Source organism: Flavobacterium kingsejongi, assembly GCF_003076475.1.
In the GTDB taxonomy this organism is placed as follows: Bacteria; Bacteroidota; Bacteroidia; order Flavobacteriales; family Flavobacteriaceae; genus Flavobacterium; species Flavobacterium kingsejongi.
The window spans coordinates 3,247,182-3,271,838 of sequence record NZ_CP020919.1 but is presented as its reverse complement, the minus strand read 5'-3'; the positions used below and the strand labels follow the sequence as shown (position 1 = coordinate 3,271,838).

25 protein-coding genes and 1 pseudogene are annotated in these 24,657 nt (G+C 37.8%); 16 read left to right on the top strand and 10 right to left on the bottom strand.

Annotation, left to right across the window (positions count from 1 at the left end):
• Positions 1-128 precede the first annotated feature (128 nt).
• Complete coding sequence (locus FK004_RS14710; RefSeq protein WP_157956122.1) at positions 129-923, bottom strand: hypothetical protein; 795 nt, start codon at positions 921-923, stop codon at positions 129-131.
• Positions 924-974: 51 nt separating this feature from the next.
• Positions 975-1,799, bottom strand: a complete 825-nt coding sequence (locus tag FK004_RS14705; protein WP_108737940.1) for a UDP-2,3-diacylglucosamine diphosphatase — start codon at positions 1,797-1,799, stop codon at positions 975-977.
• A gap of 338 nt (positions 1,800-2,137) precedes the next feature.
• Here FK004_RS14705 and aroC point away from each other — a divergent pair, with 338 nt between their 5' ends.
• From aroC to FK004_RS14690, 3 genes are all read left to right on the top strand, one after another.
• The gene (gene aroC / locus FK004_RS14700; protein ID WP_108737939.1) at positions 2,138-3,196 is read left to right on the top strand and encodes a chorismate synthase; all 1,059 of its coding nucleotides are present in this window, start codon (positions 2,138-2,140) and stop codon (positions 3,194-3,196) included.
• A gap of 241 nt (positions 3,197-3,437) precedes the next feature.
• Positions 3,438-4,511 (top strand): T9SS type A sorting domain-containing protein, encoded by a 1,074-nt coding sequence (locus FK004_RS14695; protein WP_108737938.1) that lies wholly within the window; start codon positions 3,438-3,440, stop codon positions 4,509-4,511.
• 203 nt (positions 4,512-4,714) lie between these two features.
• On the top strand, positions 4,715-5,638 hold the full coding sequence (locus FK004_RS14690) for a T9SS-dependent choice-of-anchor J family protein (protein WP_108737937.1): 924 nt from the start codon (positions 4,715-4,717) through the stop codon (positions 5,636-5,638).
• A gap of 57 nt (positions 5,639-5,695) precedes the next feature.
• Here the strand turns inward: FK004_RS14690 and FK004_RS14685 are convergent, their stop codons facing one another.
• Both FK004_RS14685 and FK004_RS14680 read right to left on the bottom strand, forming a co-directional pair.
• Positions 5,696-6,106, bottom strand: coding sequence for a thiol-disulfide oxidoreductase DCC family protein (locus FK004_RS14685; protein WP_108737936.1), 411 nt, complete (start codon positions 6,104-6,106; stop codon positions 5,696-5,698).
• A complete protein-coding gene (locus tag FK004_RS14680) occupies positions 6,103-8,283 on the bottom strand; it encodes an endonuclease MutS2 (RefSeq protein WP_108737935.1) in 2,181 nt (726 codons plus the stop codon). The genes FK004_RS14685 and FK004_RS14680 overlap by 4 nt, the downstream gene beginning before the upstream one ends.
• Positions 8,284-8,404: 121 nt before the next feature.
• Here FK004_RS14680 and FK004_RS14675 point away from each other — a divergent pair, with 121 nt between their 5' ends.
• Positions 8,405-9,070, top strand: a complete 666-nt coding sequence (locus FK004_RS14675) for a uracil-DNA glycosylase (protein WP_108737934.1) — start codon at positions 8,405-8,407, stop codon at positions 9,068-9,070.
• A gap of 87 nt (positions 9,071-9,157) precedes the next feature.
• Here the strand turns inward: FK004_RS14675 and FK004_RS14670 are convergent, their stop codons facing one another.
• On the bottom strand, positions 9,158-10,090 hold the full coding sequence (locus FK004_RS14670; protein WP_108737933.1) for a transglutaminase-like domain-containing protein: 933 nt from the start codon (positions 10,088-10,090) through the stop codon (positions 9,158-9,160).
• Positions 10,091-10,121: 31 nt separating this feature from the next.
• Positions 10,122-10,970 (bottom strand): substrate-binding domain-containing protein, encoded by an 849-nt coding sequence (locus tag FK004_RS14665; RefSeq protein WP_108737932.1) that lies wholly within the window; start codon positions 10,968-10,970, stop codon positions 10,122-10,124.
• 119 nt (positions 10,971-11,089) lie between these two features.
• Here FK004_RS14665 and FK004_RS14660 point away from each other — a divergent pair, with 119 nt between their 5' ends.
• On the top strand, positions 11,090-11,437 hold the full coding sequence (locus tag FK004_RS14660) for a helix-turn-helix domain-containing protein (RefSeq protein WP_108737931.1): 348 nt from the start codon (positions 11,090-11,092) through the stop codon (positions 11,435-11,437).
• Here the strand turns inward: FK004_RS14660 and FK004_RS14655 are convergent.
• The 3 genes from FK004_RS14655 to FK004_RS14645 form a co-directional block, all read right to left on the bottom strand.
• Positions 11,410-12,279: a nucleoside phosphorylase gene (locus FK004_RS14655; protein WP_108738863.1), complete on the bottom strand. Its 870-nt coding sequence runs from the start codon at positions 12,277-12,279 to the stop codon at positions 11,410-11,412. The genes FK004_RS14660 and FK004_RS14655 overlap by 28 nt on opposite strands.
• Positions 12,280-12,314: 35 nt before the next feature.
• Complete coding sequence (locus tag FK004_RS14650) at positions 12,315-12,665, bottom strand: translation initiation factor (RefSeq protein ID WP_108737930.1); 351 nt, start codon at positions 12,663-12,665, stop codon at positions 12,315-12,317.
• A gap of 76 nt (positions 12,666-12,741) precedes the next feature.
• Positions 12,742-13,692: an isopenicillin N synthase family dioxygenase gene (locus FK004_RS14645; protein ID WP_108737929.1), complete on the bottom strand. Its 951-nt coding sequence runs from the start codon at positions 13,690-13,692 to the stop codon at positions 12,742-12,744.
• A 188-nt stretch (positions 13,693-13,880) separates the two neighbouring features.
• Here FK004_RS14645 and FK004_RS14640 point away from each other — a divergent pair, with 188 nt between their 5' ends.
• Positions 13,881-15,857, top strand: a complete 1,977-nt coding sequence (locus tag FK004_RS14640) for an alpha-ketoacid dehydrogenase subunit alpha/beta (protein ID WP_108737928.1) — start codon at positions 13,881-13,883, stop codon at positions 15,855-15,857.
• Positions 15,858-15,930: 73 nt separating this feature from the next.
• Here FK004_RS14640 and FK004_RS14635 read toward each other — a convergent pair whose 3' ends face one another.
• Positions 15,931-16,536 (bottom strand): SMI1/KNR4 family protein, encoded by a 606-nt coding sequence (locus FK004_RS14635; RefSeq protein ID WP_108737927.1) that lies wholly within the window; start codon positions 16,534-16,536, stop codon positions 15,931-15,933.
• A 259-nt stretch (positions 16,537-16,795) separates the two neighbouring features.
• On the opposite strand from FK004_RS14635, the gene FK004_RS14630 reads away from it, so the two are divergent.
• The 10 genes and pseudogenes from FK004_RS14630 to FK004_RS14595 all read left to right on the top strand — a co-directional run bounded on the left by FK004_RS14630 (position 16,796) and on the right by FK004_RS14595 (position 24,656).
• Positions 16,796-17,236, top strand: a complete 441-nt coding sequence (locus FK004_RS14630; RefSeq protein WP_157956121.1) for a hypothetical protein — start codon at positions 16,796-16,798, stop codon at positions 17,234-17,236.
• 405 nt (positions 17,237-17,641) lie between these two features.
• A pseudogene (locus tag FK004_RS19720) lies at positions 17,642-17,737 on the top strand (transposase-like zinc-binding domain-containing protein); the annotation flags it as partial.
• A gap of 21 nt (positions 17,738-17,758) precedes the next feature.
• A complete protein-coding gene (locus FK004_RS14625; protein WP_227871615.1) occupies positions 17,759-18,061 on the top strand; it encodes a helix-turn-helix domain-containing protein in 303 nt (100 codons plus the stop codon).
• Between the two features lie 100 nt (positions 18,062-18,161).
• Positions 18,162-19,538 carry a porin gene (locus tag FK004_RS14620; protein WP_108737924.1) on the top strand — a complete coding sequence of 459 codons (1,377 nt, stop codon included), beginning with the start codon at positions 18,162-18,164 and terminating at the stop codon, positions 19,536-19,538.
• Between the two features lie 18 nt (positions 19,539-19,556).
• A complete protein-coding gene (locus FK004_RS14615; protein ID WP_108737923.1) occupies positions 19,557-21,098 on the top strand; it encodes an MFS transporter in 1,542 nt (513 codons plus the stop codon).
• Between the two features lie 11 nt (positions 21,099-21,109).
• Positions 21,110-21,331, top strand: coding sequence for a DUF6814 family protein (locus FK004_RS14610; RefSeq protein ID WP_108737922.1), 222 nt, complete (start codon positions 21,110-21,112; stop codon positions 21,329-21,331).
• Between the two features lie 68 nt (positions 21,332-21,399).
• Positions 21,400-21,594: a hypothetical protein gene (locus FK004_RS14605; RefSeq protein WP_108737921.1), complete on the top strand. Its 195-nt coding sequence runs from the start codon at positions 21,400-21,402 to the stop codon at positions 21,592-21,594.
• On the top strand, positions 21,587-22,756 hold the full coding sequence (locus FK004_RS19630; protein ID WP_317046945.1) for an SLC5/6 family protein: 1,170 nt from the start codon (positions 21,587-21,589) through the stop codon (positions 22,754-22,756). The genes FK004_RS14605 and FK004_RS19630 overlap by 8 nt, the downstream gene beginning before the upstream one ends.
• A gap of 35 nt (positions 22,757-22,791) precedes the next feature.
• Entirely contained in the window at positions 22,792-24,273 is a 1,482-nt protein-coding gene (locus FK004_RS19625; RefSeq protein ID WP_317046944.1) for a sensor histidine kinase, read from the top strand.
• Entirely contained in the window at positions 24,270-24,656 is a 387-nt protein-coding gene (locus FK004_RS14595; protein ID WP_108737920.1) for a response regulator transcription factor, read from the top strand. The genes FK004_RS19625 and FK004_RS14595 overlap by 4 nt, the downstream gene beginning before the upstream one ends.
• Position 24,657 lies beyond the last annotated feature (1 nt).

The window sequence follows — 24,657 nt, the reverse complement described above, 5'->3', positions numbered from 1 at the left end:
GCAGATAAAATCAGTTTTTTCATAGTTTGGTTTTATTAAATGTTCGAAACAAAAATAAGTTTCGGAAACAGCAATTACCGTTGTATTAAAATAACATTAACATATTTTCAGGTTAAAATTTGTTAAAATCATTCATTTACAGTATAGTTCCGCAAAACCTGTAACTGGCTCTGTGATCCCGAAGATGGGATGGGTAAGGTCATTCCCGGGAAACTCTGCAAAGTGTAGGCTACTATAGTGGAAGATTCAATAATTCCGATATTTTTCGCAAAATAATAAGTAGATGTTAGTACATTTTGAGGTGCCATAACGGTGATCGTTATTCCGGAAGTAACTAATGAAATTTTAAGATTCAAAGTAATAGTACTTGATTTTACATCCTGATAGGTTGTAGTTCCGGAAACATGGCTCGCAAAATTCGCTCCTGCTGTGGAGGTAAGAGTATAATCAAAGGTTAAGGGAATCCCTTCTACCTCCTGGCTGAAGGTACCGGATACCGAACCTAAAACCTGGTTGGGTGTGGCAGCTGCGTTCAAAAGAATGAAATCATTCATCGCAATCTCGAGTGGAATTTCACCAAGGTTCAATGCGTTTGTACTTCCTGTCAGAACTAACAAATTATTTTCTTTACGGATGCTGCTTCCACTGATTGCACCGGTGAAAAGTCCATTTGGGATACCATCTACCTCGAGTACAGTATACGTTTTTGTTGCAATAACAGTATCTTTTTTGACATACAAAGAGTCGCTTCCTGTGGGTAAATCATCGGGGCTGGTGTTGTCATAATTCCAGTAGTTCCCACTTTTCAAAGGAAGGTAAACGCCCATGTCGCCAGAAGGGTTAACATTGTCAGGTGTACTGTCATCAGAAGAGCAGGAGAAAATTAAAGCAGCACAGGCCATTAAAAGGAATCGATATTTCATAGTAGTTTATTAATTAGTTGGGAGCTAATATAATGAAACTTTCGAAACAACCTATTTTGTCAATATCGCTGCATTAAACAGCTGCTGTGTCAGTTCATTTTCAAATTCAAAATATTCTTCTTCCTGCACTTGGATTTCTTCAGCATATTGATACAGCTTCCAGCGTTTTTTATTGTATTCCAAAGCGGTAAGATTCTCAATCCAATCGCCGGAGTTGAGATATAATGTTTGTCCTTTCCTATTTTCTTTGCGTTCCATTTTGGGTTCATGGATGTGGCCGCAAATGACATAATCATAGCCTTTATCGATGGCAAGATCCGTAGCGATGGCTTCAAAATCCCCAATGTGTTTGACGGCTTTTTTAACGCTTGATTTGATCTTTTTAGAAAGTGAGTAGGGTTCCCGTCCTATTTTAGCGAGGCACCAGTTGATAAAGCGGTTGGAAAGGATCAGGTAGTCGTATCCGATTCCCCCCAGTTTGGCAATCCATTTTACATGCTGTACAGAAGCGTCAAATACATCACCATGAAAGATCCAGGCTTTTTTTCCATCCAGATTCAGTATGAGTTTATCAACCACAGAAAAATTACCCATGACAGTATCACTAAATTTACGTAGCATCTCATCATGATTTCCGGTTACATAATATACTTTTGTTCCTTTTGATGCAAAATCGATCAGTTTTTTGACAACTTTAAGGTGTGATTTTGGAAAATATGATTTTCGAAATTGCCAGATATCAATGATATCGCCATTCAGAACCAGTATTTTTGGCTTTATGGTAGACAAATAATACAATAATTCTTTGGCATGGCAACCAAAAGTCCCCAGATGAACATCAGAAATAACTACTACATCTACTATTCTTTTTTTCATGTGATCCTGATTTATCGTTTATCAAAGCAAAGCAATTAAATTAAATCCAGATTTAGCACAAAGTTAATTTTCCGGTACCATTACGAAATTACTGTTAAGAAATTGTTTTTGAGAAGCAAAACATTGGGTATTACTATTGACCCTATTCCCGCCATCCGTTTGAAATTTTTTACCAGTGTAGATTTAGAGCGGAATAAAGGTAAAAAGATACCACTGCTGTCGGGGCTAAATTTGATGTCTCAGAACTTTTTTAGCTTTCGGCTTTTTATTCTAACCCATAACCCATAAATTTGTTACTAATAGAAATTAGGCTTGTAGAGTCTTAAATACCCTAAAAAATGGCAGGAAATAGCTTTGGAACACTTTTCAGAATTACAACATTTGGTGAGTCCCACGGAGAAGCATTAGGAGGAATTATTGATGGATGCTTACCGGGAATTGAACTGGATTTTGAAAAGATCCAATATGAAATGTCGCGTAGGAAACCAGGGCAGTCTGCTATCGTAACGCAAAGAAAAGAAAACGATGAAGTACAATTCCTATCCGGTATTTTTGAAGGCAAGACTACGGGAACTCCTATTGGCTTTATCATACCCAATACGAATCAGAAATCAGAAGATTATTCGCATATAAAAGACAATTACCGGCCCAGTCATGCTGACTATGTCTATGAAAAAAAATATGGCATTCGGGATTACCGTGGTGGTGGGCGAAGTTCTGCACGCGAAACAGCCAGTAGAGTAGTAGGAGGTGCGATTGCAAAACAGATGCTGCCAGAAATAAAAATAAATGCTTTTGTTTCCTCTGTCGGGGATATCTTTATTGATAAACCTTACCAGGATTTAGATTTTTCCAAAATAGAAAGTAATCCGGTACGCTGTCCTGATGAGAAATCAGCAGCAAAAATGGAAGCCTATATTAAGGAGATCCGTAAACAGGGAGATACAATAGGAGGAACAGTAACCTGCGTGATTCAAAACGTGCCTGTTGGTTTAGGAGAGCCTGTATTCGATAAATTACATGCTGAATTAGGAAAAGCCATGTTATCGATTAATGCGGTGAAAGGTTTTGAATATGGTAGCGGTTTTTGTGGAGCGAAAATGAAGGGTAGCGAGCATAACGACTTACACAATACCGATGGCACAACACAATCCAATTTGTCTGGTGGTATCCAGGGTGGTATCAGCAATGGCATGGATATTTATTTCCGTGTTGCTTTTAAGCCCGTAGCCACTATTATGCAAGAGCAGGAAACACTGGACAATCAGGGTAATATTGTTGCGATGCAGGGTAAAGGCAGGCATGATCCGTGTGTAGTGCCACGCGCTGTACCCATCGTGGAAGCGATGGCAGCAATGGTACTTGCTGATTATTTCCTCCTCAATAAAATATATTAATCAGCCTGTTTCCAATTAGGAAATTTTAATAAAAGAGGCGCATCCTACTATTTAGGATGCGCCTCTTTTATGTTAGAATACAATATTTACAACAATCCTGGACAGGTATCTTTAAAAAATTAGAGATTCTTTTTAAATTAATAGTATAAATTGGATACTGATTATTTTTTAACATTATAATTCTTGTATAAATGAAATTATCAATTACTTTAGTGCCTTAAAATAACCAATTTAATTTTATATGAAAAAAACTTTACTTTTAGCAGGGCTTTTAATGGGCTCTTTATTTACAGTTAATGCGCAAACTTTGAGCTATGACTTCAATGCATTAAACGTGGGCAATGTAGGAACTGATATAACTGGTGCTACAGCCGGACAAGGTGGTTGGTATACAAATCCTACCAATGGGACTGCACCAACGACTACTACAAATGCTTCAAATGCATCTTTTCAAATCGTTGCTAATGCAGCTCCTCATGGAAATGTACTCCAAATGACAGGTCCAAACGGAAATCTGGGCGGAAATTTCATGTGGCAAAATGGTGGAGCCACATGGTGGGCAGCCAGAAGTTCAGGGAACAATATTATTGAAGTAGAATATGACTTCTATACCGGGGCTGCTACTACAAGCTTGAATACTATGAGGCTTGCTATTTATGATGAAACATATAACAAAGTATTAGCTGGTATCTCAGTAGCAATGAATACACGTATCGTTTCTGGTTTGGCATATTATACTTCCGGACCAAATTCTGGTAACTATACCTTTGGGTTAGGTGCTAATGCCAGTTCTCCAATAGTTTTAGCAGCAAATACATGGGTTAGGCTTTCGTTTAGTTATAACTATACTACAGGTGCAGTTAAATTCAAAGGACCTGGTTTTAATGGTGGTATTGCTGGCACTGCTCCTACAACAGTTCCTTATGAATTGGATATTGCAGCGCTTTCAGGATCATTATATACAGGAACAAACATCACAACACCTAATACCATTGCAGGTGTAGGTCTTGTAGACAATATAACTGTTAAAGCTACTAATGTCGATTCATTGCTAGGGACTGAAAAATTCGCTCCTGTTTCAGAATTTATAATTGCTCCAAACCCAGTTTCAGATGTATTAACAATATCAAACAGTAACAATGCGCTTATTGATGCAATTCAGATTACAGACCTTAATGGTCGCGTTGTGAAATCTATCAAAGTGAATAGTGCTGCTAATACTCAGGTAAATGTATCTGACCTTTCTGCAGGAGTTTATATGATGAATGTTTCTTCTGACCAAGGTTCAACAGTAAAGAAAATTATTAAAAAATAATAATTCTCAAATAGTTAACAAAAGCCAAACGGAAGTTTGGCTTTTGTTTTTTACGGTATCATCGCTATTTCACTTAACAAAGTTTCATATTAAAACTAAAAAGCCTTTTTGCTTATAAAAAACAAATAATTTTCATATAACATATATGGTAAGTGACTAAATATAAGTAACTTTAGTATTACTAATAACCAAAAACATATTTTATGAAAAAAACATTACTCTTTGCAGGGCTTTTAATGGGCACCTTTTTTTCTTCAAATGCACAAACAACACTATTTGAAGATAGTTTTGATACTTATACTGATTTTGCTATTTCTGGTTTTGGGCAATGGCAAACATTAGACATTGATCTTAGACCAACTTATACTGGAGGTCTTGCTGATCCTGCATGGCCTAACGCAGGTGCTCCCCAAGCTTTTCAGATTTTTAATCCTACAGCCGCTGGGGTTACCAATGCAAGTACAGGTGACGAAACCCGTAATTTTGATCCCAGAACAGGTTTAAAATGTGCTGTAGCATGGAATGCTGTTCCCGGTGGTGGGATAACGGCAAATGAAGATTGGTTGATTAGCCCACCTGTTACTTTAGGTGCTTCAGCTAATGAAGTACGTTTTTGGGTAAAGGCATTATCAGGTAGTTATGGTGCGGAACGCTATCGTATTGGTGTGTATGTAGGTACCGGAAATCCAACTTCATCTGCTAATTTTACAATTATTGCAGGTAGTCCAACGTCACTAACTGCAACATATCCGAACTGGGCTGAAAGAGTACAATCATTAGATGCTTATAGCGGACAAACAATTCGGATCGGTATTCAATGTGTTTCTGCCGATGTCTATATGTTCATGATAGATGATTTCAAAGTAACGACAGCAACTTTAGGAAGGGAAGATTTCTTAGCTTCTAAGTTTTCGGTATTCCCTAATCCAGCTACAGACATCATAAGCATTACAAATCATGATGCTATTGCAATCAATAGCATAACGATTACGGACTTAAATGGAAGAATCGTAAAAAACACGAATAGCGCAGAACAGATTAATGTTTCAGATTTATCTGCAGGTGTCTATATGATGAATATTGCCTCAGAGCAGGGAACAACTGTAAAGAAAATTATCAAGAAATAATAGTTACTATTTCCTCATAATTAAAAATCCCCTGAAAATTCGTTTCCAGGGGATTTTTTATAAAAATTTAGCTTTAAGTTCCGGAGTTGGAATCATACAGGCCTCTTTTTTACCGTACCACTTGTACCGGCTTCTGGCAATATAATCATAGACAGTATTTTTTAGTCCTGTAGGCAGTACATTTAATGTAGCCAGAAGACTGTAGATTCCGCCAAGATGCCCAGCTATTTTAAGAGCCGCTTCAGCTTTATGATAATAAGCGATCCGGGGGTCATACAAAATAATAGAATCGATTTTTGAAGGATCTATTCCCAAATACGATAGTATTTCCTGACCTTTTTCTGATTGCAGTGCTACAAAACGGAACAGGTCTTTGCTGTCTTTACGGATGATAAACTGTATTGCGCTATCGCAAAGATTACAAACACCATCAAAAAGTATTATTTTTTTATTTTCAGGTAAGATCATCGCGTAATTTTTTTAGCCTCTACTAATTCTAGCACATCCAGACTTACTTTGGAAGTAAAGATACCATAATTAACCGTGACCGTATTTTTTTCGATCTTATCAATACTTCCCACGGCTTTACCATCAATCATTCGAACACGGTCGCCTAATTTTAAAGCTACTTTTGGTTTATTGAGCTCCTGTTTGGCTGCTTTGACTTTCTTTTCTTTTTTCTCCTGTCGAATTTCTTCCACAATCACTTTGACTTCTTCAATGATTTGTTTTTGAACGACCTGTTTGATCTTTTGTTCCTTTGGCGTAGCTTTTTTACGCTTGGAGTTTTCAATTTCTACCATTTTAAGAAATTCTCCAATAAGGTCTTTTTTGTTCTTATTATTAAAATATTTTTCAGAAATATCATCTACTTTTTGCCCCATATAAATCAGGCGCTGGTTTGCATCATATAATTCCTGGTAACTCTCCAGTTTTTGCTGAATTTTGGTATTGATGCCTTCCATTTTTTTGCCTTCCTCACGTGCCTTGGTTTCCTCTTCTTTTAGATTTTGAGAGGTTTTTTCCAATTTGGAGCGTTCTTTTTGTAACGTAGCAATCGTTTTGTCAAATCGAACTTTTCCACCTTCTATTTTCTTTTTAGCCCGGTTGATCAAACCAAATGGAATACCATTTTTCTGTGCTACTTCAAAGGTAAAAGAACTTCCAGCCTGACCTAAGATCAGCTTGTACATAGGTTCCAGCGATTTTTCGTCAAAAAGCATATTGGCATTCGTAGCAAAAGGGAGTTCATTCGCCAGTATTTTTAGATTGGAATAATGGGTGGTAATGATTCCGAATGCTTCCCGATGGTAAAACTCTTCTAAAAATGTTTCAGCCAAAGCACCTCCCAATTCCGGATCAGATCCTGTACCGAATTCATCGATCAGGAATAAGGTTTTAGCATTGCATTTTTTGAGAAAATAATTCATGTTTTTCAATCGGTAACTGTATGTACTTAAATGATTTTCAATAGACTGATTGTCTCCAATATCAGTAAGTATCCGATCGAATAAAAAGGTCTCACTACGTTCGTGTACCGGAATTAAGATACCACTTTGTAGCATTAATTGTAGTAATCCAACCGTTTTTAACGAGATCGTCTTACCTCCGGCATTTGGCCCTGAAATAACAATAATCCGGCTTTTTTCATCCAGTTCAATCGTTTGTGAATACGTAGGAACTTTTTTATTTTTATTACTCAACAGCAATATAGGATGGAAGGCTTCCCTAAAAAATAGCCGTTTTTCTTCTATGATGGTTGGGAGAATTCCGCCAATCCTGTTGGCATATTTCGCTTTTCCGGAAATAACATCAATATCGCTAAGGAATTCCTGATACTCATAAAGCAATGAAACAAATGGCCTGATGTGGTTACTGAGCTGTTTTAAAATTCGGGTAACCTCTTCTTTTTCTTCGTATTCATAATTATTTAGTTCCCTGGAATATCGCAGTGTTGCTTCAGGTTCAATATAAGCAATGCTACCTGTTTTGGAACTGCCCAATATGGAACCTTTAACCTTTTTCCGATACATCGCCGATACGGCCAGCACGCGATGATTTTCTACAACACTTTCCTTTATTTCATCTAAATATCCCAATGCGCTGTATTGGCTTAAAGCCGCAACAAAACTCTGGTTAATTTTTCCTTTTACAAGGTTCATTTCTTTACGTATGGCAGAAAGGGCAGGTGAGGCGTTATCTTTTATCTCACCATATTTGTCAACAATTTCATCGATTTTTTTAATGATTTCCTTGGTGAAAGTTACCTGTTCCGCTTTTTGATTTAGTGTAGGATAATAATCATCGAATTTTTTCAAAAAAACAATCAATGTATTGACAGTATCTGAGATAGTGGCAATTTTACGAAAAGCGGCTGTATCTAAATAGCTATCTTCAATAGCCAGAAATTTTATTTCATTGGTAATCGTATCAAAACTATGATTGGGTAAGGCATTATTGTTCGCAAAGGAAGATACATATTCAGAAGTTTGCTGTAGGGCTTCCAGTAATGTTTCCTTATTTGGAAAGGGAAGTACCTGCATCGCTTTCTCTTTTCCGGTTTCTGTTACACAGGAAGCGGCAATAGTTTCCAAAACGGTTGAAAATTCTAAGTCTTTTAGGGTTTTATCTGTAATCGCAATCATTCTGTTTTATAGCAAATTTGAATACAAATTTACTGAAATTTAAGTAAAAGCAACGTCTTGAAAATTCCAAACTTGAAATAGTGGGAAAAAGGTCTTATTTTTGACTTATAAAATTATAAAAATGCTTGTAAAAATTGATCCTTCCTGGAAAGAAGCCTTGGGCAATGAGTTTGAAAAACCCTATTTTGATAGTCTGATAGAATTTGTAAAATCGGAATATACTACAACCACTTGTTATCCTAAGGGAAGCCAGATATTTGCTGCTTTTGACCATTGTCATTTTGATGACGTGAAAGTTGTGATCATTGGCCAGGATCCGTATCATGGACCAAGACAGGCGAACGGATTATGCTTTTCGGTAAATGATGGTATTGCCTTTCCACCTTCTTTAATTAATATTTTTAAAGAGATCGAAACGGATCTCGTAAAACCTTTTCCACAAACAGGAAATTTGGAACGCTGGGCAGACCAGGGTGTGTTGCTGTTAAATGCCACCTTAACCGTTCGTGCCGGAGAGGCCGGAAGCCACCAAAAGAAAGGCTGGGAAACATTTACAGATGCTGTCATTCAGGCAGTTTCGGATAAAAAAGAAAATGTAGTATTTTTACTTTGGGGTGGATTTGCACAGAAAAAAGGAGCCAAAATTGACAGGAGTAAACATTTCATATTGGAAAGCGGCCATCCTTCCCCATTGAGTGCCAATAGGGGTTTTTGGTTTGGTAATAAACATTTTAGCAAGACCAATGCGTTTTTAGAAGAGAAGGCAATTGAACCGATTGTATGGTAGATTTTAGTATTGCTTTTTAAGTAATTCATTTTGAAGGAGTACTATTCAAAAGCATCTATATATAATTAAATCAATCAGTATTTTAATCTAATTTAAGGTCAATGCACCCAATATTTCCGCCGACATAAAAGGCCCACCTGGATATTTAGCGGTATAATCCATATTGAGCCATATTTGTCCGCGCTCATCGATATGGTAATGGATTTCTTTTCCTTTGCTTTCCTCTTTAAATAAGACTTCTTTTATGAGGTAGTTGATATTTTCAAGATCACTCTTATCCCCGATAAGCATTTCGGGATAAAGATGGCCACCAGTATGGATAATACGGGGCGTGCTTCCAATGGCTTTGATGCAGGCGGACATGAATACAGCATGGTCATCACAATCTCCGGAAAGATGCCTGACGGTTTCACTCGCACTTGCGATATATTCCCTGCCTTTAGGGTCATTGACATAATTCCAGCGCGTATTTATTTCCTTGAAAATAGCAAAACTCTGGATGATCCGACGGTATTTATGGTATCCTTTTATATCCCTGAAATATTTAGTGGTTGCCGAAAGCGCAAAGTTTCGGACAGCAGGGTTTTCAAATTCTACAGCTGCAATAATTTTTGATTTATTGGGGAATGGCAGGAGTTTTGAAATAATAATATCCTGGGGATTAGCATCATCAGCCATAGTATAGATCATAGAGCGGTAGTCCTCATAGACACTTCCGAAACCATAATTTCCAATCGTACTACCATACAGAAGCACGACTAAGTATAACGCAATGCAGATGATAATTACAGTGCGCATCAATCGGAGGATAATCTGTATTACAGCCAAAATAACGATAAAAAGCAATATCCGATCCAGATGAAAAATCATATCGGGATCGACGACATTTTGGTGAATGATGATAAAAACAGGAATAGCAATCAGCAGGTTCAAAATAAATATAATGACGTTGTCCCAAGGCTTTTTAATGCTTAGTTTCTCTTTAATCGTCTTTAAATCTATTTTTGGCTTTACAGTCATAGGCTGCTGAAAATGGCGAAAAAATTATAGTTTAGTATTGGGCAACAGCTTCGAAAGGTATTATTTTATCGATAATTTTTAGTTCAAGTAATTCTTTCTGTATAGCTTCCAACTCTTTTATAGTCAAAGGGTTTGCTGACCATTCTGTAAGGGATAGCCATTCCTGGATATCTTCTGCTTTCTGACCATAACGTGCGGCTAACGTTTCATCAATACCCGGAATAACTTTAAATCCAGCAGTTTGATGATTGATGATCTCGAGAATTTTTGCAATAATGCCGGGATCACTTTGCAATACTTCACTGCGAACGGCAATAACAAAAGAAGGCCAGGGGGTAGGACAGTCAGCAATTCTTCTGAAAATACCCTTATCGACCAGTGGTTTTGTCATAAAGCGTTCCCACATAAAATAATCCGCCGTACCTTCTGTCAATGCCTGTACAGCGCCATCCAGTGTATTAATAATTTCAAAAGAAAGTTCATCAGTGTTCCATCCCTGATTTTCCGCATTTACATAGGCCATCAGTTGGGATCCTGATCCAATGCGGCTAATGGCAATTTTAGTATTTTCTAAATCAGCCATTTTTTGATAACTGGAATTTGCGCCTACATGGATACCCCAGATTAAGGGAGAGGCAACATAGACCTGAACGATAGTCGTTTCATTTCCGGCAACGATATCCTTTACAATCCCTTCGGTTAGTATTACGGCAATATCAATGGTAGTACTCCGGAGCATCTGGCATAATTTACCGGTTCCTTCGGGAACATCGGTCCATTGTAAATCGATTCCCACTGCTTCAAATTCTTTATTTTCCAGGCACAGGTGCCAAGGCAGATTGAAGTGTTCAGGAACTCCGGCTATCTTTATTGTTTTCATTTTTAATCGTTAAGATGATAAAGGTACTAACAGAATATTTAATACACCAAATATGGTACTATTTTAGTCAAAAATTATGAAAAAAAGTAAAAAAACTTCCCCAAAAATAATTTCTTATTATGATGAAGTTTAAAAAGATTGAAAAAGAGAACTGTAGTATTTTTTTATTCGACGGGGTCAGCTTTGCTGTTTGTTCTCCTGCATTGGAAAAGCGGGTGTTTCAGAAAAAAAACTTCCTCCAGAATATACAATTTTATACAATTCAGCGTATTTTAAAAGCCTTGAGCCTACTTTTGGAACATAAGTTCACAGTGAATGAAGTAGCCCGAAAAGTTGGCTATAGCAGTGTACCCACTTTTTCGAATACCTTTTATAAAATAATAGGGCAACGTCCGTCAGAATACATAAGTGGAGTAGAGATATTAAAAAAGCCGGCAGATTATTCCGCCAGCTTATTTAAAGTATAAGTGATTAGAGCATCAACGGCCTTATAGGGATCTTCACTAAAAGTACCATTTGCGCGATTAGCTATAATGGCGTTCAGGGATAGGGCATTGTGTCCTAATAAAGCTGAAAGGCCATAAATAGCAGCAGTTTCCATTTCCAAGTTAGTAATGGCTTGACCTTCATGGCTAAAATGATCCATTTTTCCATTCAGTTCCGGATCTTGTACCGGAAGGCGCAATACACGGCCTTGTGGTCCGTAAAAACCGCCCGCAGTAGCTGTTATTCCCTTGAATATTATATCGCTCTCAATCAATTTTTCCAACGTTTCACTACAGCCTACAGCATAAGGCCTTCCTTTTTTTTGATCCCAGTTGGTCTGTGCTATAAAAGCATCTTCCAGAGCAGTATTGGTCACTGCATCGATACAGTAAGAGCGTAGCATATTATCAAGTCCCAATCCGAATTTGGATAGTACAAAACTGTCAACAGGGATATCATTTTGCAAGGAGCCTGAAGTCCCGACACGGATAATATTCAGTGCTGTCAATGCTGCTTTGGGCTGGCGTGTTTCCAGATCAATATTTACCAAAGCATCCAGTTCATTGATAACAATATCAATATTATCAGGACCAATTCCGGTTGAAAGCACGGTAAGCCGTTTTCCCTTGTACCATCCTGTTTGTGTTTTAAATTCTCTTTTTTGAGTAGAATATTCGATGCTGTCAAAAAACTGGGTGATTTTCTCTACCCGGTTCTGGTCACCTACAAAAATAATATCGTTTGCTACATGTTCCGGTTTCAGGTTTAAGTGATATACACTACCATCCGGATTAAGAATTAATTCTGAAGATTGTATGGACATATATTTAATTTTAGAAGTATTTTTAATGGCAGGAATCATCCGCCTACACGTTTGACACTATAGCCTTCAGCCTGGAGGATTTGTATTATTTTATCGCGAAAATTGCCCTGTATAATGATTTCATTATCTTTTACTGCTCCACCGACACCACATTTGGTTTTGAGCATTTTTCCTAAAGTTTTCAAATCTTCTTCATTGCCCTGAAAACCTTTGATTACAGTAGCAATTTTACCACCCCGGTTTTTTTTATCGAGATGCGCTTCCAGTCTTTGCTTACTTGGAGCAAGTGTTTCTGCTGTATCGGAATTGGTATCGAATTCGAAATTTTCATTAGTCGAAAAAACAAATCCGCCCAAATCGTCTAAGCTGCTTAATTTCTTTGCCATAATTATGATGTATTTAAAACAGGAAAGAAGACATTAAGTACACCCAATGTCTTCTTCCACAGTATAAAAATATAAATTATTTTTTAATTAACCCTAAATCTACAAGACGTTCATAAAGGAAATCACCTGCAGTAATGTCTTCATATTTTTTAGGATGTGCTGCATCTGTACAGTTCTCCAGGCAATCCAACGGCATATCGCTCACGGGATGCATAAAAAACGGAATAGAATAGCGGGAAGTTCCCCATAATTCTCTTGGAGGATTAACAACCTGGTGGATGGTTGATTTTAATTTGTTGTTGGTATGCCTGGAAAGCATGTCTCCTACATTAATGACCAGCTCATCCGGTTGTGCAATCGCATCAATCCATTCACCGTTATGATTCTGAACCTGTAATCCGCGTCCCTGAGCTCCCATTAACAGGGTAATCAGATTGATGTCACCATGGGCAGCAGCGCGGATAGCATTTTCTGGTTCCTGGGTAATTGGGGGATAATGGATCGGACGTAAAATAGAATTTCCTTCTTTTGCAAAAGCATCGAAATAAAATTCATCCAGTCCCAGGTGTAATGCTAATGCTCTTAAAACATAAATACCCGTTTTTTCCAGCATTTCGTAGGCTTCTTTTCCCACAACATTGAATCGTGGCAGCTCTTTTACCGTAACATTTTCCGGATATTCCGAAGCATATTTGGAATCGGCATCTACATACTGCCCAAAGTGCCAGAACTCTTTAAGATCGCCCTCTTTACGGCCTTTGGCATGTTCTTTACCGAAAGAGACATAACCTCGTTGCCCTCCAATACCAGGGATTTCGTAGCTGTCTTTTGTGGCTAAAGGCAGGGCGAAAAAATCTCTGATTTCACTATACAGTTCCTCTACCAATTGATCATCCAAAAAATGACCTTTTAAAGCTACGAAGCCAATATCTTCAAAAGCTTTTCCGATTTCATTTACAAATTTTTGTTTACGTTTCGGGTCGTCCGAAAGGAAATCACGCAAGTCAACACTAGGAATATTTTGCATACCTAAAAATATTTGTTAATAACTTTGCTGGCGCTAAGGCCTTAAGTTCACAAAAGTATAGAATTATTTGAGAAAGCAATTTTAAAAGTTATTAACAATTTAAAATTATGTAACATTGAACCTGAATACTGTTATTTTTTTATACTTTTGGATCCGTTAATCAACTACTATAACCTTTTCGCATTATTATGAATTTCGACAGAAAAAATCTTACCGACGAACAGTTGTTGGACTTATATAAAAGAATTGTAAAACCAAGACTGATAGAGGAGAAGATGCTGATCCTGATTCGTCAGGGGAAAGTTTCCAAGTGGTTTTCGGGCATTGGCCAGGAAGCTATTGCTGTAGGAATTACTGCAGCCTTGGACAAAGACGAATACATCCTTCCGATGCACCGGAACTTAGGGGTATTTACCGGGAGGGACATCCCGTTATACCGACTATTTTCGCAATGGCAGGGCAAAGCGAATGGATTTACCAAAGGAAGAGACCGATCGTTCCATTTTGGAACGCAGGAATATAAAATTATTGGAATGATTTCGCATCTGGGACCTCAATTGGGAGTAGCAGATGGAATTGCATTGGCCAATAAACTCCGTAAAAATGGCAAAGTTACCGCTGTATTTACTGGTGAAGGCGCTACCAGTGAGGGCGATTTCCATGAAGCACTGAATATTGCCTCCGTATGGGAACTTCCGGTACTGTTTGTGATCGAAAATAACGGTTATGGACTTTCTACACCTACAAATGAACAATACCGTTGTGAAAACCTCGCCGATAAAGGTGTCGGTTACGGAATGGAATCGTATATTATTGATGGAAACAATATCCTCGATGTATATACAAAGATTGCTGAATTAAAAAAATCGATGGTGGAACGTCCGAGGCCGGTATTACTGGAGTTTAAAACCTTCCGTATGCGGGGCCATGAAGAAGCCAGTGGTACTAAATATGTGCCACAGGAATTAATGGATATGTGGGCCATAAAAGACCCAGTTGATAATTTCAGGAAATACCTGAAGGATCACGGAATCCTTTCATTGGATTATGACGAAACATTACGATCAGAAATCAAGAAAGAAATTGATGAGCACCTGGCGATAGCTAATAATGAGCCTGAAATTGTAGCCACTTATGAAGCAGAACTTAATGATGTGTATAAATCCTATGAGTTTGAAGCGATAACCCCTTCAGATAAGACCGAAAACATACGTTTCATTGATGCACTCTCAACAGCATTACGCCAGTCCATGGAGCGCCATGATAATCTGGTTATTATGGGGCAGGACATTGCTGAATATGGTGGTGCTTTTAAGATTACAGATGGTTTTGTCAAACAATTTGGCAAGGAACGGGTAATCAATACACCTATTTGTGAAAGCGCAGTAGTTTCTGCCGGCATGGGATTATCCATTAACGGCTATAAAGCTATTGTTGAAATGCAATTTGCGGATTTTGTTTCTACCGGATTCAATCCGATTGTAAATTTGCTGGCAAAATCACACTACCGCTGGCTTGAAAAGGCTGATGTAGTGGTGCGGATGCCTTGTGGTGGAGGAACACAGGCAGGCCCATTCCATTCACAAACGAATGAAGCCTGGTTTACTAAAACCCCGGGATTAAAAGTAGTTTATCCGGCATTTCCTTACGACGCAAAAGGATTATTAGCCAGTGCGATTAATGACCCGAATCCGGTGTTATATTTTGAACACAAACAATTATACCGAAGCGTTTACCAGGATGTGCCTACAGACTATTATACGCTGCCTTTGGGTAAAGCTGCTTTGTTAAAAGAAGGAAATGATGTTACAATTATTTCATTTGGCGCCGGTGTACACTGGGCACTGGAAACTTTAAAAAACAATCCGGAAATTGCAGCTGATCTATTGGATTTAAGAACTTTACAGCCTTTGGATACCGATGCTATCTATGCCTCTGTGCGAAAAACAGGAAAAGTAATTATCTTGCAGGAAGACAGTATGTTTGGTGGTATTGCCAGTGATATTTCGGCTATGATTATGGAAAATTGCTTCAAATACCTTGATGGTCCAGTAAAAAGAGTAGCGAGTTTGGATAGCCCAATACCGTTTACTAAAGCCCTGGAAGATCAATATATGGCTAAAGGGCGTTTTGAAAATGCACTGAAAGAACTGATTGCCTATTAATAGCACTATGCTATCATAACAAAAACTCCCGAATCTCTAATTCGGGAGTTTTGTTTTATTGATTACTGTTCTTTTAATAATGCCACTTATCAATTACAGCACGCCCTACGAATGCTTCAACAATTTCTTCTGCCCACTCTTCTGTTTCTTCTTCATCAGTCTCCTCTCCACAAAATTCGCATTGTGCAAAAATCAGGCAACTTCGGATATAATCATCTGCTGTATCAAATAGTTTGCTAAGGAATGGAGCACTATCATGATCAAAATAATAGATTTCATGGGTTTTCTCATGGAAACAAAACATATTGCCGTTCCCTAAATAATCGCCAAAGGTTATGAGATAGGGAAGGTATTCCTGATCTTTTGCTGTAAAAGAAGGACCATGGGAACTATTGGCCCATATAGCACTCAGCCTCCCTATGGTATCAAAATCCATTAATATCTCCCCTATATCCGCAATACCAAATGTGGAGTAAAATAATTTTAATCCTGTGGGGAGTGCAGTACCCAATCGTTGTTCGAGTATGTCAATTTCACTATCGGAAACAGGTGTTTCCAAAGTGGCATAAGAATTATCTGCAATCGCTTCCAGTATAATTTGGGTACGTTCTATCCATTCATCATCTCCAATTTTCTCAAATGGAATAATAAAATCTTCTTTGGTATTAATTTCAAGCATAGTGTATAAATTAAAAAGATCTCTTTGTTGTATAAAGTCAGCCTTATTTTACAAATCTAAATCAAAAATACGGAATTAAACCAGATCTAATCTATGGTATCTGATGCTAATCAGACGGGCAGTTTATGATAGTGTTAAATATAGATAACAGCTCTAAATTTCTTTTATGAATTAAAAAGTAAAATCGTATGTTTGATTTGGCAAATGCAGTATAATTCCAAATTTCTCCTGTTAAGCCCCCAAAATACCTACTTATTGCATGATAAAAAAATTACAATTACTACTATTAATGGGGATAATTCCCAGTGGCTACGCACAACTTTTAGATCCCAAATTGGATACTAAAAAAACACAAATTATTAATTTTCTGAGCAATCATAGGGAAATAGGTGTTCCTGTAGATAGCAGCAGTATTTACTATGAAGAGATTTACTCTAAAGAACTGGCAGCTTTTGGTACATCGGTTTCGTATTACGAAATAGGATTGGCCCTGAATGAAGGAGGAAGATACCTTGCGATTGCCACTGAAAATAGCTTTGAAATTTTACCTACACAGGATTTTAATGATGATTTTATAAGAATAATGGCACCGTTACGAAATCTGGACTCTTCTGAAAAAACTCCAACGGTGGCACTTTTGGCAAAAGTCAAAGAACTCTATGAGTATAATGAAAATCCACCCTGGATATTAAAAAAATAATTCTAACAGCAAAGCCCCGAAATTTTTGGGGCTTTGTGCTGTATGGACTGTCTATAAATGCCCTAATAAATAGTATAAAATAAAAAATACGATAATCGTACCTACACACCCGAAGCCCATTTTTTTGGCACCCCATCCGGCAAGAATTGTTTTAAAAAATCCGTTCATAGCTTTTCGTTTTTTAGTTTACCTAAATATAGTAAATTTTTTATTGATCGTGATGTGCAGTTATGATGTAGTTCCTTTTTAGTATAATTGAATTCCTGTTTACTCCAAATATTGAATTAATTATTCAATAAAATGAAATTAAAATTAATAGGTGTGTAAAAAAAATATGATTTTATTGCAATATTCATTTTTTGCATAATTGCTAAATTAGTATATTTATGCAAAATTTATATATATATGGAGATTTTAGCCTGTCCTAAATGTCAGAGTGCTACTATCGTTAAAAGTGGTGTCATCAACAGTAAACAAAGGTATTTATGCAAAAATTGTAATTATTTTTTTACCGTAAATAAAATGGGTAAAAAGATTGATGATTATTATGTTACTAAGGCATTACAGCTCTATCTGGAAGGTTTAAGTTTTAGGAAAATAGAGCGCATTATCGGGGTTTCACACGTTACGGTAAGCAATTGGGTCAAGGAATTTAAGATTAAAAAGCCTTCTCATAAAGATTACCATCCTACGTATAAGATTTATAACCACTCGGAACTAATTGAATACCTGAAAAATAAGGATCAGCTTTCCGGTGCAGGGATGATTATTACGGAACTTGGTGATAAATTTATGCTCATAAAATGGGAGCGTTTCAAAGATTAACTATAGTACTTTACAAATATATATAAGCATTTTTTTTTCTACGATACAATTTTAGAATTTGGACAGGGTAATTCAGTTACTAATTCAATTCTGGCGTATTATGAAAAAAACAAACCTCCTCTTTTTTATGCTGTTGATCGCAGCGTCCGGATTTTCACAAGGAGCACCAGATTATGGCAGCGGCTTGAAATTCAACCTGAATGAAGATGGATCCAAATACCTGCGGGTACTGGCCTGGAATCAAATCTGGTTTAGGGCTTCCGAAATGAATCCTGGTACTATGATTAACGGGGAAGAAGCGACATCCAGCACCGATATTGGAAACCGGAGATTACGCATACTCCTTCAGGCACAGCTTTCCAAACGTTACATGATCGTAACCCATTTTGGAATTAACAACCAAACGTTTACAAATGGTGGCGCTTCAGGCACTTCGGGAACCGGTGGCTACGGAGCCGGGAAAAAACCAGGATTGTTTTTTCATGATGCCTGGAATGAATATGCAGTAATTCTACCGGAGGAAGGCAAGTTCAGCCTTTCATTAGGCGGTGGTTTGCATTATTATATGGGGCTTTCCCGGATGACAATGGCCTCTACTTTGAATTTCCTGACTATCGATGCCCCAATATTTAATTGGCCACTTATTGAAAACTCAGATCAGTTTGCCCGCCAGATGGGGTTATTTGCCAAAGGAAAATATGGTAAGTTCGAATACCGTGTTAGTTATAATAAACCATTTGCAACCAATCTTATTCCTGTTGAACCAACCAATGGCGAATCTGCCGTAGCGGTCGATAATAACGGTAATGCAAAATGGTCTAAAGCCGGCTATTTTGAATATCAGTTTTTGGACATTGAATCGAATGTGCTGCCGTATAAAGTAGGGTCTTATCTGGGAACTAAAAGAGTATTTAATATCGGAGCCGGATTCTACAATGCTCCGGATGCTACCCGAACATCTGGTGGTGGTGATATCTGGAAACATGATATTACATTACTTTCTGCCGATGTTTTTGTAGACATGCCCATAGGAAAACCAGAGAAAAAAATGGCAATTACTGCCTATAGCGTATTTTACAATTATGATTTTGGCCCTAATTACCTGAGGAACCTTGGGATTATGAATGTGGGCACTGTGAATCCGGATTATGAAGGAGAACGGGCACTTGCAGGGCCCGGGAACTTTCAACCTACAATGGGAACCGGAAATATCTGGTATACACAGGCAGGAATATTATTACCTACAGCACAGGAAAAACCCAAAGTAAGAATACAGCCCTATGGAGCCTATACCTACAAAAATTTTGAGGCGCTGCAAAAAGCCAGTAGCCAGTTTGATGTTGGCGCAAATTTTTTTATCGATGGGCATCACGCCAAAGTAACCACACAATATTCTACGCGACCGGTTTATACAGCTGTTGATAAGACGGATGGACTCAAAGGAGAATTTACTGTACAACTACAAATCTATTTATAAATACTTAATTGAATTTTTATGAGCACAGAAGCAAAATCAACAAAAGGGATCTGGAAAGTCATTACGGCTTCTTCTATGGGAACCCTGATTGAATGGTATGATTTTTATATTTTTGGAAGCCTGGCCGTTGTTATTTCGACAAAGTTTTTCCCTTCGGATAACCCAACAGCCGCCTTTTTATCTACACTGGCTACCTTTGCAGCAGGATTTGTAGTACGTCCCTTTGGAGCCTTATTCTTTGGCAGGTTAGGCGATATGATCGGACGAAAGTATACTTTTATGGTTACTTTGTTATTAATGGGTGGGGCAACATTTTTGATTGGCTGTATTCCAAGCTATGAATCGATCGGTTTTATGGCTCCATTATTAGTGCTGATTCTACGTTTATTACAAGGATTGGCCTTGGGAGGAGAATATGGCGGAGCAGCAACTTATGTGGCAGAACATGCGCCTAAAGGGGAGCGTGGCTACTGGACTTCCTGGATTCAGACTACTGCAACCTTTGGTTTATTCATTTCTTTGGTCGTAATCCTGATTACGAAAGGAGCCTTATCCGCGGAAGCTTTTGATGAATGGGGATGGAGGGTACCATTCTGGTTGTCTATTGTCATGGTATTTGTTTCGTACATCATTCGCCGGAACATGCATGAATCCCCGGTATTTGCAAAAGCAAAAGCAGAAGGAAAAACCAGTACTAATCCGTTAAAAGAAAGTTTTGGGAACCGTTATAATTTAAAATTTGTATTACTGGCTTTATTTGGAGCCGCAATGGGACAGGGGGTAGTCTGGTATACAGGCCAGTTTTATGCAATGAGTTTCCTAAAAACAGTAATGTTTATTGAGTCTTCCCAAGTGGATGGCCTGTTAGGGATTGCCTTACTGTTTGGAACCCCGTTTTTTGTGTTTTTTGGATGGCTGAGTGATAAAGTAGGTCGAAAAAGTATTATGATGCTGGGGATGCTCTGTGCAATCTTATTGTACCGCCCGATTTATAAAAAGATGTATGAAACAACTGATGTAGCCCATAAAACAGAACTCCTCGAAAAATCAAAAGTGGTGGCCATGACCAAAATAAATAGCCATCAGGTACTGGATTCTGTCTATACGAGCACTAAAGAATTTTCGGATGGAACCACCTGGCAACAGGTAAAAACCGTACATTTAGATAATGGAAAGCCCATTATGGTGGACGGAAAGGCAAAATCGGATACGAAAACAACGATTGTTGCCAATTCTTCCGATAAATGGAGCCTAATCTGGCTGGTATTTATACAGGTTATTTTTGTGACAATGGTATACGGTCCTATTGCTGCTTTTCTGGTGGAAATGTTCCCGGTAAAAATACGCTATACTTCGATGTCGTTGCCCTATCATGTTGGTAATGGTATTTTTGGAGGTTTACTTCCCGCTATTTCAACCTATTTTGTCACGAGTGCCAAGGAAGGTGGAAATCCGGAGTTCTATTTAGAAGGATTGTGGTATCCCATTGTGATTGCTGCAATCAGCTTCGTGATTGGGATGGTATACCTGAAAAACAAAAATAACACCGCTAACGATTAATTAAAAAGTATATGAAAATAGTAAAAAGAATATTGGGAATCATCTGGCTGTTATTAGCTGCAGCGGCTGCCTACTTTTGTATCATAGAATTTGGGTTGCCTAAATTTGCCACAGGAAAACAGGACGATCTTGTTTTTGGAATAATAATACTTTTCATCCTTACACCTCTTATTGTTTTTGGATTGGGGACTTTTGGGTATTATGCTTTGTTAGGAGAATATGATGACGTTTAAATAAATTGGTTAATATAGTTCAAAGCTTCCGGAAATCCCCGGGAGCTTTGGCTTTTAATAAGCGACAAATGAAAAGAAGGCACGAACAGAAATTGGTGATTGTAACGATTTCGTTATTGGCACTGCTCAATATCCCTATCATTACATTATTTAAGAGTACCGAAAGTATAGTGGGCTTTCCTGTCATTTATATCTATATTTTCAGTTGCTGGTTGGCTTCTATCATTATATCGTACATCATCATTAATCATTTTTATGAATAGCATTGTTGTCTTATTGATTTTACTGATGTACTTGGGCGTATTATTCTTCACAGCCTGGTGGGCAGAGAAAAAGGCAAGTTCAAGATGGACTAACAATGCCTACGTTTATAGCCTTTCGCTGGCGGTATATTGTACGGCCTGGACTTATTATGGCAGTGTAGGGGTAGCAGCGGATAGTGGACTGAACTACCTTACCGTATATCTGGGGCCGATCATTGCTATTCCGGCATGGATTGTAATTTTACGAAAAGTAATCCGTATCACTAAGGTAAATAAGATTTCCAGCATTGCCGATTTTATTTCGCTGCGCTATGGGAATAATAGGGCATTAGGCGCGGTGGTTACGCTACTATGCATCTCGGGAGTATTGCCTTATATATCATTACAGCTTAAAGCTATTTCCGAAACCTTCCATGTTATTACCAAAACCGGCACTACTTCAAATATATTCGAAGATACTTCTACCTATGTAGCTATTAGCCTTGCGCTGTTTGCTTCCTATTATGGGACACGTTATGTAGATGCTTCTGAAAAAAGGAGGGGAATCGTTACAGCAGTAGCTTTGGAATCATTATTAAAATTATTATTTTTTATCATCGCCGGGATTTATGTTACCTATTTTGTCTTTGATGGTTTTGATGATATTTATGCGCAGGCCTCTATCTTGCCTAATTTTAAAGAACGCAATACCATTGGTGGGTTATCCCAAGGACTGAATTGGTTTTTCCTCTGTATGCTTTCCCTTTTTGCAATATTCTTATTGCCGCGGCAGTTCCATACCGCTGTTGTAGAAAATAATCGCGAAAGCCATCTTAAAAAAGCCATCTGGTTGTTTCCACTGTACTTATTACTGTTCAATATATTTGTATATCCGATTGCCTGGGGAGGCAATATACTGTTTCAGGGGCAGGATCATAATTCCGACACCTATTCTTTATTGATCCCACAGCATTTTGGAAACAATACCATGACATTACTCGTATTTCTTGGCGGATTTTCTGCCGCAATTTCGATGGTCATCGTATCCTCTGTTTCCTTATCGATTATGCTTTCCAATAATGTATTGATCCCCTATGGTTTTTTGGGTTCTTTCCTCAATGAAAAAGAAAAAACAAATACCTGGCGCATCGTTTTTATTCGTAAAATCGCTATTTTTCCCTAATCATTATTTCCTATATCATCTATAGGGAGTACATCTTGGAATCGTCTCTATTCTCTATAGGATTGGTTTCTTTTGTCATTATTGCACAGTTAGCACCTTCCTTTTTTGGCGCTTTATTTTGGAAGAGAGGCTCTTCAGAAGGCGCTATAATTGGAATTTGCATCGGATTTATACTTTGTGCCTATACGCTTTTAATCCCCTATTTTATAGTGGATGGGGACTATATTGAACATGGCATTTTTGGTATAGAATTATTGAAGCCGTATCAGTTATTTGGGTTGGATTATCTGGATATAGTACCTCATGCCTTATTCTGGAGTTTGTTTTTTAACTTGTTTGCGTACATGATTGTCTCCATAAGTTTTAAAGGAGATTACCGGGAACGGAACTATGCCGAAATGTTCGTGGATATCGAGAAATACATTACCTTACATGAAAACGCTTTTGTATGGAAAGGAACGGCCTATATTAATGATATACAAAATATTCTCTTTCGTTTCCTGGGTAAAGAAAAAACGATGGAAGCTATCGATACGTTTAATACAAAATACAATATTCCCCTCGAAAACCAACTGGCTGATTCCCGGTTGATCAAATATGCAGAGAACCTTCTTACGGGGCATATTGGTACCGCCTCTGCCAAAATACTGATTTCAAATGTTGTCAAAGAGGAAAAAATATCATTGCCGGAATTACTCAAGATATTGGAAGAGTCCAAAGAAAATATCGTGATCAATAAAAAGCTCACTGAAACCTCAAAAGAACTGCAGGCCATAACACAGCAATTGAAAACAGCGAATATGGACCTATTGAAAAAAGACAAGCAGAAAGATGATTTCCTGGATACTATTTCCCATGAATTGCGAACACCAATAACAGCGATCCGGGCTTCTACAGAAATTTTATATGAAGACGATGATCTACCGGAAGAAATGCGCAAACAATTCCTGAAAAACATTATTTCTGAGTCGGATCGGCTGAACAGGCTGATTACAAAAATACTGGACCTGGAAAAATTTGACTCCGGACAACAGAAAATTGACCTTACAGAGAATAATATTTATAGCAGTATTTCAGAATCATTAGTCAACCTGAAGCAGCTAATAGAGAACAAAAATATAAAAGTGGAGATCGTATCGGAGAAGAATATTTTTAAAGCTTATTATGATGAAGACCACATCACGCAGGTGTTGCACAACCTCTTGTCGAATGCCATAAAATTTTGCCCGGCTACCGATGGCCTTATTACAATTTCCATCATTGAAACCCCGTTACTTATCCAAGTAGGGGTTGAAGACAATGGGAAAGGAATTGCAGAAGAAGATTTTGAAGCTATCTTTGATAAATTTTATCAGTCGCAGCACCAAAATATCCAGAAACCAATAGGAAGCGGACTTGGACTTGCGATTTGCAAAAAAATAATAGCACACCATAATGGGGAGATATGGGCAGAGAACAGGCCTGATTCCGGGGCTAAAATTACCTTTAGCCTCCCTAAAAACACAAAGAGTTTATGAATACTAAAGCCAGAAAAATATTAATTGTGGATGATGAACCTAATATCGTCATGTCCCTGGAATATACATTCAAAAAAAACAATTTTGAAGTTTTCATTGCCCGGGATGGACAAGAAGCATTGGATATCCTAAAATCGGAAGTACCCAACGTGATTATCCTGGAAATTATGATGCCTCATGTAGATGGGTATGCCACTTTAGAACAAATACGCAAGGAAAAAAGGCTATCACAATGTAAAGTGATATTCCTGACAGCTAAAAATAAAGAAAGTGACATTCAAAAAGGATTACTATTAGGGGCGGATGCCTATGTTACCAAGCCTTTTTCCTTAAAAAAACTGGTAGAACAGGTAAATGAACTTATTGAAAATAAAAGTATTTGAT